Origin of the sequence: Curtobacterium sp. SORGH_AS_0776 (genome assembly GCF_031453355.1) — a bacterium.
In the GTDB taxonomy this organism is placed as follows: domain Bacteria; phylum Actinomycetota; class Actinomycetes; order Actinomycetales; family Microbacteriaceae; genus Curtobacterium.
Map to the genome: position 1 here is coordinate 516,908 of NZ_JAVIYU010000001.1, position 13,150 is coordinate 530,057.

Here is a 13,150-nt window from a genome sequence, read left to right on the forward strand (position 1 = left end):
GGATCCGCCTCACGGGGTCCCTCCGGTGTTCGTCCCGTAGACCACGTTGAAGAGGTACAGGGTGTTCTGGATGTGGGTGTTCCCGGACAGGCCGGCCGTCGACGAGCCGAGCTCGAGGTTCACGCGCACGGCACGAACGTTCCCGAGCTGGGTCGCGGCGAGCGTGCCGTCCGACTGCGTCGGGACGGTGGTGCCGTTGGCCCCGAGGTACTCGAACAGCGGGTCGCCGTCGACCGTGGGGGACGCGACGGGTCCACCCACGACGACGCTGCGCGTCGGGGTCTGCGTGGTCGCGGGGAACGTCCAGAAGCCGTTGTTGGCGGTGCCGTCCCACTGGTCCAGGACGATCCGCTTCGCAGCGTTGACCGAGTACCGGATCTGGACGGGCTTGTCGGTGCTGTTGCCGTCCAGGTTGATGTAGGCGTAGAAGGTCGTCCGCGTCGGCGCGGCTTCGGTCAGCGCCGCGGCGTAGCTGCCGTCCGCCTTCGGCAACAGGCTCGCCGCGTGGACGTACCGGGTCAGCGAGTTCATCACGATCGACGCCGACCGTGCGTTCTGGTCGGACGTCGTGTTCGTCGAACCGGCCCGGAGCGTGGCGGTGAAGAAGCCGCCGACGGCGACGAGGATGACCATCGCCACGCTCACCGCGACCAGCAGCTCGGAGAGCGTGACGCCCGACTGGTCGGCGTGCAGCCGACGGAGGGCCCCGGTCACGACGTCTGCCCTCGTGGGTCGAGCGTGAGCGTGTTGTCGTAGCTGATGACCACGAGCGCGCTCTTCTGGTTCACGCGGCCGCTCGTGACCGCGTTCACGTTGGAGGCGTTCGAGGCGATCTCGTTCTTGGTCGTCGCGCCGAAGGACGTCCCCGAGTAGAGGGTCCAGGTCCCGAAGGGCAGGGCGATCGTCGCCGTGTCCGCTGACGAGAGCGGGAACTTCATCGTCATGCCGGCGGAGCACCCCGGGTCACCGGCCGCGGGGTTCGAGGACGACACCGCGGTCACGTAGCGGCTCTTGACCCCCTTCACCGTCGCGACGCCCATCATCACGGACGCCGAGGACGGCACCCCCGGTGACGTCTCGATCGTCCCCGGTGCCGAGCCGACCGCCCCCGAGGGATTCGGTGTCGACCATGCCGACGGGTTCGGGCTGAGACAGCTCGAGGACGACGCCGAGCTGTTCGAGTACGGACCCGCGTAGACGGTGTAGCCCGAGGTGAACGGGAACACCGGCAGGCTCGGCGTCGAGGCGGACGTGACGGCGAGCGAGGTGCTGGTGACGTCCCACGGCTTGACCGTGTCGAGGCCGCCGACCGTCGAGGAGAGCACCGTCACCATGTTCGTGGGGAGCGTCGCGTTGTAGCCCTTCGCGTACTGCAGCGTCAGCTGGCTCGCGCGGTCGTACACGAACGGCACCGGTGAGCTCGCGCCGGCGGAGACGGTGATCGGCGACTGGGAGGACGGCTGCGCCTGGTTCGTGTCGATGCCACCGGTGGTGTTCGCGGTGACCGTGTAGTCGCCCGGTACCACGTTGACCGCGTAGGAGCAGCCCTGTGCGTCGGTCGGCTGGACCGCCGTGGTGAGCGCGGAGCCACCGCCGCCGGAGACCGGCGTGACCGTGATGCCGACGCCCGCGTACGGGGCGCCGGCCGCCGTCGCGACCGAGATGATCAGCGTGCCGTACCCGGGGTCGGTCACGGCGTCGCTCGGCGCGATGGCGGAGGTCACCGAGGTGGAGCTCGTCCCGCCGCTGCGCGGGCTGGGCCAGCTCACGGTTTCGACGATGCTCTTGTAGGCCAGCTTGCCGGTCGACGACCCGCACGCGCCGGTCGCACCGTCGCTCTGCACCCACGAGACTGCTCGGTCGATCTTGTACTCGACGTTGCCGACCGTCTTCGTGTTGTCGGCCCCCGCCTTGCTGATCACCTTGAAGATCCCCGCGGTCGACGCTGCGGCGGTCTGCCGGAGGGTGTCGATGTCCTGCGACGCCAGCGCCACCGCGGTCTCTCGGCCACGGGTCGTCTGGGTGAGCTGCAGGGTGTTCGCGATGCCATAGGCGATGCCCACCGACATCACCGCGAACACCATCATCGCGACCATGACCTCGATGATCGAGAAGCCGGCCTCGGCGTCGCGCTCGTCGTGCGGGCTGAGGGCGTCCCGCAGTCGTTGGATCATGGTCACCTCCTGGTCGGTGTTCGGGTGAGCGAAAGGGCGGCCCGTCCGACGACGGACCGCCCTTCACACGATCAATTGGATCAGCAGGACCCGGTGGCTGCAGACGTCTTGTCCGTGATGTTGAACGGGTTCTTCGTCGCGCCGGTGCCGTTGATGCAGAAGCCGGCGGTCGTTCCCGAGCCGGTGGTCTTGTAGACCAGGTTGTTGTCCGTGCTCTGCGTCCAGCCGTACTGACCGAGCGTCGACGAGTTGAAGTCGGTCGCGGCCGGCAGGGCGCCGTTCTTGTCGGTCTGGTACGCGATCACCGCGGTCTTCGCGTTGGCGAGGTCCGACTTCACGGAGGCGTCCTTCGCGTTGTTCTGCACGTTGAGGTACACCGGGATGGCGATCGCGGCGAGGATGCCGATGATGATCACGACGACGAGGAGCTCGATGAGCGTGAAGCCCTTCTCGTCCTCTTCGAGGAGTCCCTTACGGCGAGCCTCGAGCTTGCCCATGAGAGCGAAGTACATGGTGTTTCCATTCTTTCGGGAATGCGATGGGAAGATTGTTCGGGGCGTGCTCGCCGCCGCTGACAAGAGTATTCAGGGCCAATTCCGGGCGGAATCCCGAGAACGGGGGGCAAGTAGGGAACGAAATACCCCCACTCCCGGGGGCAGTGGGGGTAATTCCTCCCCCGCACGAGGGGTAGCGGAAAGCCGGTCCTACTTGACGAGCGACGTGATCTGGAAGATCGGCAGGTACAGCGCCACGATCATCCCGCCGACCACCACGCCCAGGAACGCGATGAGCAACGGCTCGATGAGGGCGGTCAGGGACTCTGTGGTCGCCTCGACCTCGGCGTCGTAGAAGATCGCGATCTTCTCGAGCATGACCTCGAGCGAGCCCGCGTCCTCACCGACCGCCATCATCTGCGAGACCATGCTCGGGAATACTTTCTCATTCGCGAGCGGCGCGGATATCGACTCGCCTTTCCGAACACTTTCCGCAACCCGTTCGAGTGCTTTCTGCACGACGAAGTTGTTCGAGACTTCACCGACGATCTGCAATGCCTGCAGAATGGGCACACCGGCCCCGATCATGTTCGAGAAATTGCGTGCGAACCGCGCGATGACGATCTTCTTCGTCAGCGGGCCGAACACCGGCAGACGCATCATCAGCGGGTCACGGACGGCGCGGAAACGATCGGTGTTCTTGTTGGCGCGGAACCAGAGCCACCCGACGACGACCGCGACGGCCAGCACGGGTCCGAGCCACCGCATCGCGTGGGACATCGTCACGAGGATCTGCGTCGGCACCGGCAGCTGCCCGCCGAGGCTCGAGAACATGTCCTGGAAGATCGGCACGATGAAGATGAGCATGATGACGACCGCGAGCAGCGACATCACCAGCACGACGACCGGGTAGGTCATCGCCGACTTGATGGTCGACCGGAGCTTGTGCTCCTTCTCGAAGTTCGTCGCGATGGAGTCCATCGCCTGGTCGAGGAAGCCGCCGGTCTCACCCGCCCGGATCATGTTGATCATGATCGGGGGGAAGTCGACCGGGTACTTCGCCACGGCGTCGGAGAAGGAGACACCGCGCTCGACGTCGTCCCGGACCTTGCCGAGGATCACCTTGAGCTTCTTGTTCTCCGTCTGGTCGGCGAGGATCGACAGCGCGCGGAGCAGGGAGAGCCCCGACGTCAGCATGGTCGACGCCTGACGCGACATGATCGCCAGGTCCTTGAGCCCCACACCCTTCTCGAACCCCGGGATCTTGATCTCGGTCTGCAGTCCGGTGCCGGGCTTCGCCTCGGTGATGGCTATCGGTGAGACGCCCATGCCCCGCAGCCGCTGGACGACCGCTCCTTCGGAGGACGCGTCGAGCCGTCCCTTGACGAGCTTCCCGGCGCCGTCGCGCCCTCGGTAGTCGTAGGCGAGTGACATCAGTGGCCTCCTGAGTACTTGTCGCCGAAGTCGATCTCGGACGCGGCGATCGCGGCGGCCGAGGAGTCGGACGGGGACTCGACGCGCTGCACGAGCCGGTCGAAGCCCTCGTGGTCGTGCACCTTCTCCATCGCGGCAGCCCGCGTGACGGTTCCGACGTTGACGAGCTCGGCGAGGTCCTGGTCCATCGTGTGCATCCCCATGTCACGCCCGGCCTGCATGGCGGAGGTGATCTGGTACGTCTTGCCCTCGCGCACGAGGTTCCCGATGGCCGGGGTGGTCCTCATGATCTCGGTGGCGACGACCCGGCCGGCACCGTTGGCCTTCGGCACGAGCGTCTGGCAGACGACCCCCTCGAGCGTCGAGGCGAGCTGCGTCCGGATCTGCCCCTGCTGGTGCGGCGGGAAGACGTCGATGACGCGGTCGATCGTGCCGGGAGCGCTCTGCGTGTGCAGGGTGGCGAACACGAGGTGGCCGGTCTCGGCCGCGGTGAGGGCGACGGAGATCGTCTCGAGGTCGCGGAGCTCGCCGATCAGGATGACGTCCGGGTCCTGGCGCAGCACGTGCTTCAGGGCGGCGGCGAACGAGTGCGTGTCTGCCCCGACCTCGCGCTGGTTGATGATCGCCTTCTTGTGGTCGTGCATGAACTCGATCGGGTCCTCGACCGTCACGATGTGGTCGGCCCGGGTCTCGTTGACGAGGTCGATGAGGGCGGCGAGCGTGGTCGACTTGCCGGAACCGGTCGGCCCGGTCACGAGCACGAGTCCGCGCGGCAGCTTGGCGAACTCCCCCACGTGTTCGGGGATGCCGAGCTGCTTGAGGGTCTTGATCTTCGTGGGGATGATGCGGAAGGCCGCGCCCCAGTTCCCGCGCTGCTGGTAGTAGTTCACGCGGAAGCGGTACTCGGGCGACAGCGAGTACGCGAAGTCGAGTTCCTGCTCGTGGTCGAACTGCCCGGCCTGCTCGACCGAGAGCAGGGTCTTGAGGGCGGCGATCACCTTGTTCCGCGCCCACGGCCCACCGGGGACCGCCGGTCGCAGGGATCCGTCGACGCGCACGGTCGGGGCCGCGTCCGCGGTGAGGTGGAGGTCCGACGCACCCTGGTAGACGACCTGGGCGAGCGCGGTGATGAGGTCGGGGTCGGCGACCTCACGCGCGTGGCGGGTGAAGTTGATCTCGTCGTGGCCGGCGGGTGCCGGCACGTGGGTGGCCGCGACGTGGGCGACGGTCGGGAGGATCGTGGTCGGTTCCGCAGGCACGACCGGCAGGTGCTGGGTCACCGCGTCGGCGTAGCCGTAGGACGCGGTCGACGGCGGGACGGCGGCGGACGGCGTCGCGGGGCGGGCGTGCGGCTGCGCGACCGGCACGGCGACGGGGTCGCCGGACGGCGCCGGCCAGGACCCGCTCGGGACGGACGCGGAGGGCACGGCAGCACCGGGGACGGGCGCAGCCGGAGCCGGAGCCGGCCACGCGGTGTCACCCGACAGGTCGTAGACCGGCGCGGCCGAGGCGGGGGCGATCTGCGCCTCGACGGCCGGCGACGTCGGCTGCTGCGCCGCTGCGGCCGCGAGCCGGGCGGCGCGGCGACCACCGACCTCGTTGCCGGGGCGTCCAGGGTGCCACCCCGCGACCGGCTCGTCGCCGGGCACGGAGATGTCGTAGACGGAATCGGTCATCGTTCCACTCCCACGCCTACGCGACCACGCGCAGGATCTCGTCGATGCTCGTCATGCCGAGCTTGACCTTCTCCCACCCGTCCTGGCGGAGGGTGAGCATGCCCTGCTGCTGGGCGACGCGGCCGATCTCGGCGCTCGAGGCACGCGAGACGGCGAGACGCTCGATCTCCTCGGTCACGGTCATGACCTCGTGCAGGGCGATGCGGCCGCGGTACCCGGTGTTCGAACACACGGCGCAGCCGACCGGGCCGAAGAACTCCGGCACGGCGGTGTCCTCGGTGCCCACGAAGCCGAGCGCCACGAGCTGCGCTGGCGTGTACTGCGCCGGGGCCTTGCAGCGGTCGCAAAGCCGTCGTGCCAGACGCTGGGCGACCACGGAGTCGAGTGCGGACCCGACGAGGAACGGCTCGATGTCCATCTCCGTCAGTCGCGTCACGGCCGACGGGGCGTCGTTCGTGTGCAGCGTGGACAGCACGAGGTGGCCGGTGAGCGAGGCCTCGATCGCGATCTGCGCGGTCTCGTGGTCGCGGATCTCGCCGAGGAGCACGACATCGGGGTCGGACCGGAGGATCGATCGCAGGGCCGACGCGAACGTGAGTCCGGCCTTCGGGTTGACCTGCACCTGGTTGATGCCGGCCATCCGGTACTCGACCGGGTCCTCGACGGTGATGACATTGATCTCCGGACGGGCGACCGCGTTGAGGGTCGTGTAGAGCGTCGTCGACTTGCCGGACCCAGTGGGACCGGTGACGAGGATCATGCCGTACGGCTTCGAGTAGGAGCGCTGGTACGCCTGGAAGTTCTGCTCGAGCAGGTTGAGGTCCTTGAGGGACATCGACGTGTTCGTGTTGTCGAGGATCCGCATGACGACCTTCTCGCCCCACACGGTGGGGAGCGTCGCGACGCGGAGGTCGATCTGCCGGCCACCGTGGCGCACCGACATGCGGCCGTCCTGCGGCTTCCGACGCTCGGCGATGTCGATGTCGCTCATGATCTTGAGCCGGCTGATGACGCCGTTCTGGATGTTCTTCGGCGCCGGGGCCATCTCGTGCAGCACGCCGTCGATGCGGTAGCGCACCCGGACCTCGTGCTCGCCGGGCTCGATGTGGATGTCGGACGCGTGGTCCTGGATGGCCTGGGACACGAGCAGGTTGACGAACCGGACGATCGGGACGTCGTCGAGCGCGCCGTCCGTGAGGTCGACCTGCTGCTGGGTCTGCGCCGATGCCTCTTCCTCGAGCGAGGAGGTCAGGTCGTTCAGCTCGTCGTCGGCACGCAGGTAGCGGTCGAGCGCTGCGGCGAGGTCGCGCTCGTCGACCTGCAGCGGCTTCACGGGGCGTCCGGAGGCGGTCCGGGCGTCATCGATCGCCAGCACGTTCGTCGGGTTCACCATCGCGAGGACGAGGACCTCGCCCTCGAACCCGACGCCGAGCACGCCGTGCCGACGGCACAGGGCCGCCGGGAGCATCGACACCGCGGTGCCGTCGACCGGGTAGTCCGTCAGCGGGACGGTCTTGGAGTTGTTCGACGCAGCGCGCGCGGTGATGTACTGCGCCTCGCTGACGAGGCCCTGGTCGACGAGCGAGCGGATCGAACGGTCGTCGATCTCCTCGTCGCCGGTCATCGAGTCGAGGTGCTCGATCGGCAGGGCTCCGTTGAGGATGAGGATCTCGGACAGCGTGGCCATGAGCTGCGGAGCCTCCTTCGGGTCGCGCGCGGTTCGTGGGGACGAGCGCCGCAGGGGTTCGACGCCCGACCACGCTACGTCCGCACGGAACGGCCACCGCAGTCCCACAACGAGGGGGCGAGGGGGTGTTCGGTGGCCCCAGTGCAGGGGTACCCACGGGTATCGACACCGCCGACGGCGTGCGCGCCGAGGGCCGCGACGACCCCCGTCAGAGGGTCGTCGACGCGGTGACGTGCACCGGCCCCGGGACGAACCCGAGCCGCTCGTAGATGCGTCCGGCGCCGGTCGGGTTCTCGGCGTCGACGTGCAGGACCGCGGCGGACAGCCCCTCGGCACGCATCCCCTGCAGCGCGGCGTCGAGGACGATCGGCGCGAGTCCTGTCCCACGTGCCGCCCGCACGACACCGACCCAGTGCACGTACCCGAACGACCGGCCGCGAGCGGCGAAGCCGTCCGGGTCCACCTCGACGAGCGCGAAGGCCACGATCCGGCCCGACGGGTCGACGACGACGCGGCCGAGGTCGAGGCGGGCCGTCGCCGCGGTGAGGAACCCGCGCCAGTCGGACTCGACCATCGGTTGCGATCCCCAGTGGTCGCGGAAGGCGTCGTTCTTCGCGATCCGCAGCGGCTCGATGTCGTCGAGGGTCGCCGCACGCACGCTGTACCCGTCCGGCAACTGCGGGACCGCGGCACCGGCGGGCTCGTCGAGCACCGCCTGCATGTCCACCCAGTGCCGGACGGGCTCGAGTCCGGCACGGGCTGCCAGCCGGAGGGCGCCGGATCCCTGCGGCGCACCGAGCGAGATCGTCGCCGGCAGGTCGAGGTCGAGCGCGGCGAGTCGCTGCCGTGCGCGCCCGATGAGCCACGCGAGCACACGACGGCCGATCCCCCGGCCGCGCAGCGCGGGGTGGACCGCCCCCTCGAGCACCACGCGAGCAGCGGTGACCCGGGAGGGGACGTCGATGACGATGCCGTACGCCTGCACATGCCCATCAGCATCGACGCCGACGAGGGTGTCCCGGGCGAGATCGAGCCCTTCGGTGGACAACGTCCGCTCCAGGCTCGCTGTGGAGGGACGAGCGTGTGGGTCGTCGACCGCGGCAGCCGCCACGGCGAGGGCGTGCGCGGCCTCCAGGTCGTCCCGGGTCGCCGCCCGGAAGGTCAGGCCGGCGATCGGGACCGGGAGCTCGAGGTGGGCCGGGGCGGTGATCCGTTCGCGCAGCGTTGCCATCCGCCCAGCCTGCCATCCGGCACGGGCGCGACGGCGGAAAGTGCTCGACGCGCAGCACTGCTCCGGGACATGATGAGTCATGGACATCACGAGCGTGACCGTGGGGCTGCCCGTCACCGACATCGAGGCGTCCTGCCTCTGGTACGGCGCCGTGTTCGAACGTGCCGAACCGGACCTCGAGCCCGACGAGGGCATCGCCGAGTACGAGGTCGGCGGCATCTGGATCCAGCTCTACGAGGACGCCGACGCCGAGGAGAACCCCGTGAGCGTCCGCTTCGGCGTCGACGACGTCGCCGCCCAACACGCACGCATCGGCGCACTCGGGATCGACATCGGCCCGGTCGAGTGCGTCGACGGAGCCGTCGACTGGTTCGACGTCCGCGATCCCGACGGCAACGTCCTGAGCCTGTTCTCCCTCGTCGACGAGACCGGCCGGGGCTCCGGACGCGGCAACGGGGCGGACCGCGCGGTCTGAGCCGTCGCGCCACCAACGGGAACGGCCCCCGCATCCGAGGATGCGGGGGCCGTTCCGGTGGAGCTCAGGCTCAGTTGTAGGTGCCCGGCGTGAAGTCGTCCGACGAGAAGCTGTCGAAGTCGACGAAGCTCAGGTCGGCGTCCGAGAACGACGAGTCGTCCGCGAAGATGCGGTTCGGGTACCGCTCCGCCTTCGCTTCTTCCGTCGCGTTCACGTCCACGTCGCGGTACCGGCTGAGGCCCGTCCCGGCGGGGATGAGCTTACCGATGATGACGTTCTCCTTGAGGCCGACGAGGTGGTCCTGCTTGCCCTCCATGGCCGCCTGCGTGAGCACGCGGGTGGTCTCCTGGAAGGACGCGGCGGACAGCCACGACTCGGTCGCGAGGGACGCCTTCGTGATGCCCATGACCTCCTGGCGAGCGGAAGCGGTCTTGCGACCCTCCTGCAGCGCCGCACGGTTGAGCTCGTTGTACCGCGAACGGTCCACGAGCTCGCCCGGGAGCAGGTCGGTGTCGCCGTGGTCGACGACGGTGACCTTGCGGAGCATCTGGCGCACGATGACCTCGATGTGCTTGTCGTGGATCGGCACGCCCTGCGAGCCGTACACGTCCTGCACACCGTTGACGAGGTGCTTCTGGACCTCACGGACACCCTTGACGCGGAGGACTTCCTTCGGGTCGACGGTGCCGGCGATGAACTGCTCGCCGAGCTCGACGTGCTGGCCGTCCTCGATGAGGAGCGTCGCACGCTTCAGCACCGGGTAGATGAACGGCTCGTCACCGTTGTCCGGCGTGAGGATGATGCGACGACCCTTGTCGGTGTCCTCGATCGTGGCGCGGCCGGGGGCCTCGGCGATCGGGGACGCACCCTTGGGGGTACGCGCCTCGAAGAGCTCCGTGACACGCGGCAGACCCTGGGTGATGTCGTCGGCCGAGGCCGAACCACCCGTGTGGAAGGTACGCATCGTCAGCTGGGTACCGGGCTCACCGATGGACTGGGCGGCGATGATGCCGACCGCCTCGCCGATGTCGACGAGGTTGCCCGTGGCGAGCGAACGGCCGTAGCACTTCGCGCAGACACCGACGCTCGACTCGCAGGTCAGGACCGAGCGCACCTTGATGCTCTCGACACCGGCCGCGAGCAGCTTGTCGATGAGGACGTCACCGACGTCCTCGCCGGCCTCGGCGACGACCGTGCCCTTCGCGTCCACGGCCGGGGTGGCCAGGGTGCGGGAGTACACGGTGTTCTCGACGCGCGGGTCGCGCACGAGCTTGCCGTCGGCGCCCACGGTCGCGATCGGGAGCTCGAGGCCCCGGGTCGTGCCGCAGTCGTCCTCGCGGATGATGACGTCCTGCGAGACGTCCACGAGACGACGGGTGAGGTACCCGGAGTCCGCGGTACGGAGCGCGGTGTCGGCAAGACCCTTGCGAGCACCGTGCGTGGCGATGAAGTACTCCGCCACGGTCAGGCCCTCGCGGTACGAGTTGATGATCGGGCGGGCGATGATCTCGCCCTTCGGGTTGTTCACCAGACCACGCATACCGGCGATGTTGCGGACCTGGAGCCAGTTACCACGAGCACCGGACGACACCATGCGGTTGATGGTGTTGTCGACCGGGAAGTTGTCGCGCATCTCCTGCGCGATCTCGTTCGTGGCCTCGGTCCAGATCTTGATCAGGTCGGCGCGACGCTCGGCGTCGGTGATCAGACCCTTGTCGAACTCGCCCTGCACCTTGGCGGCCTGGACCTCGTAGCCCGCGATGATCTCCTTCTTGCGAGGAGGCGTCACGACGTCGGAGAGCGCCACGGTCACACCGGAGCGCGTGCCCCAGTAGAAGCCCGCGTCCTTGATCCGGTCCAGCGCGGCGGCCGTCTCGGTCTTGGAGTAGCGCTCGGCGAGGTCGTTGACGATCGCGGAGAGCACGCCCTTGTCGGTGACCTTCTGGACGAACGGGTAGTTCGCCGGGAGGGTCTCGTTGAAGAGCGCACGGCCCAGGGTCGTCTCGAGCAGCACGGTGTCGCCCTGCTCGTAGCCCTCGGGAGCTTCACCCTCGGCGAAGTGGACGTCCGCCATGCGGATCTTCACGAGCGCGTTGAGGTGCAGCGTGCCCTGGTCCTTCGCGAGGATGGCCTCGGCGACGGAGGAGAACGCACGGCCTTCACCCACGGCGCCCTCGCGGACGGTCGTGAGGTGGTGCAGACCGATGATCATGTCCTGTGCGGGCAGGGTCACCGGACGGCCGTCGGACGGCTTCAGGATGTTGTTCGAGGCGAGCATCAGGATGCGGGCCTCGGCCTGGGCCTCGACCGACAGCGGCAGGTGCACGGCCATCTGGTCACCGTCGAAGTCCGCGTTGAACGCAGCACACACGAGCGGGTGGAGCTGGATGGCCTTGCCCTCGACGAGCTGCGGCTCGAACGCCTGGATGCCCAGACGGTGCAGCGTCGGCGCACGGTTCAGCAGCACGGGGCGCTCGCGGATGATCTCCTCGAGCACGTCCCACACCTGCGGACGCGAACGCTCGACCATGCGCTTGGCCGACTTGATGTTCTGCGCGTGCGACAGGTCGATCAGGCGCTTGATCACGAACGGCTTGAAGAGCTCGAGCGCCATCTGCTTGGGCAGACCGCACTGGTGCAGCTTCAGCTGCGGGCCGACGATGATGACCGAACGGCCCGAGTAGTCGACGCGCTTGCCGAGCAGGTTCTGGCGGAAACGACCCTGCTTGCCCTTGAGCATGTCGCTCAGGGACTTCAGGGCGCGGTTGCCGGTACCCGTGACCGGACGACCACGACGACCGTTGTCGAACAGCGCGTCGACCGCTTCCTGCAGCATGCGCTTCTCGTTGTTCACGATGATCTCGGGGGCACCGAGGTCGAGCAGGCGGCGGAGACGGTTGTTGCGGTTGATCACACGACGGTAGAGGTCGTTGAGGTCACTCGTGGCGAAGCGGCCACCGTCGAGCTGCACCATCGGGCGCAGCTCCGGCGGGATGACCGGCACGACGTCGAGCACCATCGCGGCCGGCGAGTTGCCGGTGGCGAGGAAGGAGCTGACGACGCGCAGACGCTTGATCGCGCGGATCTTCTTCTGGCCCTTGCCCTCGGCGATCTGCAGGCGCAGCGCCTCGGCCTCGGCGGCCAGGTCGAACGCCTCGAGCCGCAGCTTGATCGCCTCGGCGCCCATGTAGGCGTCGAAGTAGATCCCGAAGCGGTCCTGGAGCTCGTGGAAGACGGCGTCCTCGGGCTTGAGGTCGCCCACCTTGAGGTTGCGGAAGTCCTCCCACACGCGCTCGAGGCGGGTGATGTCCTCGTCGAACGACTTGCGGACCTGGGACATCTCCTTCTCGGCAGTGTCCTTGGTGCGGCGCTTGACGTCGGCCTTGGCGCCCTCTTCCTCGAGCGCTGCGAGGTCGTCCTCGAGCTTCTTAAGGCGGTCGGCGATGATCGAGTCGCGCTGCCCCTCGAGGTTCTTGATCTCGAGGCGCATCTCGTTCTCGAGACCCGGCATGTCGGCGTGACGGCCCTCTTCATCGATGTCGATGATCATGTACGCCGCGAAGTAGATGACCTTCTCGAGGTCCTTCGGCGCCATGTCGAGGAGGTAGCCGAGGCGCGACGGGACGCCCTTGAAGTACCAGATGTGCGTGACGGGCGCGGCGAGCTCGATGTGGCCCATGCGCTCACGGCGGACCGAGGACTTGGTGACCTCGACGCCGCAGCGCTCGCAGACGATGCCCTTGAACCGGACACGCTTGTACTTGCCGCAGGCGCACTCCCAGTCGCGGGACGGACCGAAGATCTGCTCGCCGAACAGACCGTCCTTCTCGGGCTTGAGGGTGCGGTAGTTGATGGTCTCCGGCTTCTTGACCTCGCCGTACGACCACTGGCGGATGTCCTCGGCCGTGGCGAGACCGATCCGCAGTGCGTCAAATGAAGTTGCTTCGAGCAATGTTCTTCTCTCTAGCTGGATTCGTTA

Annotated in this window: 9 protein-coding genes; 1 reads left to right on the top strand and 8 read right to left on the bottom strand. The window is 68.2% G+C overall.

Annotated features, from left to right (window positions below; genetic code table 11):
• Positions 1 to 9: 9 nt before the first annotated feature.
• The 7 genes from QE359_RS02580 to QE359_RS02610 all read right to left on the bottom strand — a co-directional run bounded on the left by QE359_RS02580 (position 10) and on the right by QE359_RS02610 (position 8,696).
• Positions 10 to 714, bottom strand: coding sequence for a type II secretion system protein J (locus QE359_RS02580; protein WP_071302480.1), 705 nt, complete (start codon positions 712 to 714; stop codon positions 10 to 12).
• On the bottom strand, positions 711 to 2,174 hold the full coding sequence (locus QE359_RS02585) for a prepilin-type N-terminal cleavage/methylation domain-containing protein (protein ID WP_309777386.1): 1,464 nt from the start codon (positions 2,172 to 2,174) through the stop codon (positions 711 to 713). Before QE359_RS02585 ends, QE359_RS02580 begins: the two co-directional genes overlap by 4 nt.
• An 80-nt stretch (positions 2,175 to 2,254) precedes the next feature.
• The gene (locus tag QE359_RS02590; RefSeq protein WP_309777388.1) at positions 2,255 to 2,686 is read right to left on the bottom strand and encodes a prepilin-type N-terminal cleavage/methylation domain-containing protein; all 432 of its coding nucleotides are present in this window, start codon (positions 2,684 to 2,686) and stop codon (positions 2,255 to 2,257) included.
• A 192-nt stretch (positions 2,687 to 2,878) separates the two neighbouring features.
• Positions 2,879 to 4,102, bottom strand: a complete 1,224-nt coding sequence (locus QE359_RS02595) for a type II secretion system F family protein (protein ID WP_083295163.1) — start codon at positions 4,100 to 4,102, stop codon at positions 2,879 to 2,881.
• Positions 4,102 to 5,778: a PilT/PilU family type 4a pilus ATPase gene (locus QE359_RS02600; RefSeq protein ID WP_309777389.1), complete on the bottom strand. Its 1,677-nt coding sequence runs from the start codon at positions 5,776 to 5,778 to the stop codon at positions 4,102 to 4,104. Before QE359_RS02600 ends, QE359_RS02595 begins: the two co-directional genes overlap by 1 nt.
• A 16-nt stretch (positions 5,779 to 5,794) precedes the next feature.
• Positions 5,795 to 7,465 carry an ATPase, T2SS/T4P/T4SS family gene (locus QE359_RS02605; protein ID WP_309777391.1) on the bottom strand — a complete coding sequence of 557 codons (1,671 nt, stop codon included), beginning with the start codon at positions 7,463 to 7,465 and terminating at the stop codon, positions 5,795 to 5,797.
• A 208-nt stretch (positions 7,466 to 7,673) separates the two neighbouring features.
• A complete protein-coding gene (locus tag QE359_RS02610) occupies positions 7,674 to 8,696 on the bottom strand; it encodes a GNAT family N-acetyltransferase (RefSeq protein ID WP_309777393.1) in 1,023 nt (340 codons plus the stop codon).
• A 79-nt stretch (positions 8,697 to 8,775) separates the two neighbouring features.
• Here QE359_RS02610 and QE359_RS02615 point away from each other — a divergent pair, with 79 nt between their 5' ends.
• Positions 8,776 to 9,171, top strand: coding sequence for a VOC family protein (locus QE359_RS02615; RefSeq protein ID WP_309777395.1), 396 nt, complete (start codon positions 8,776 to 8,778; stop codon positions 9,169 to 9,171).
• A gap of 70 nt (positions 9,172 to 9,241) precedes the next feature.
• On the opposite strand, the gene rpoC is transcribed toward QE359_RS02615, so the two are convergent.
• On the bottom strand, positions 9,242 to 13,123 hold the full coding sequence (gene rpoC / locus QE359_RS02620) for a DNA-directed RNA polymerase subunit beta' (protein ID WP_070417663.1): 3,882 nt from the start codon (positions 13,121 to 13,123) through the stop codon (positions 9,242 to 9,244).
• Positions 13,124 to 13,150: the final 27 nt, after the last annotated feature.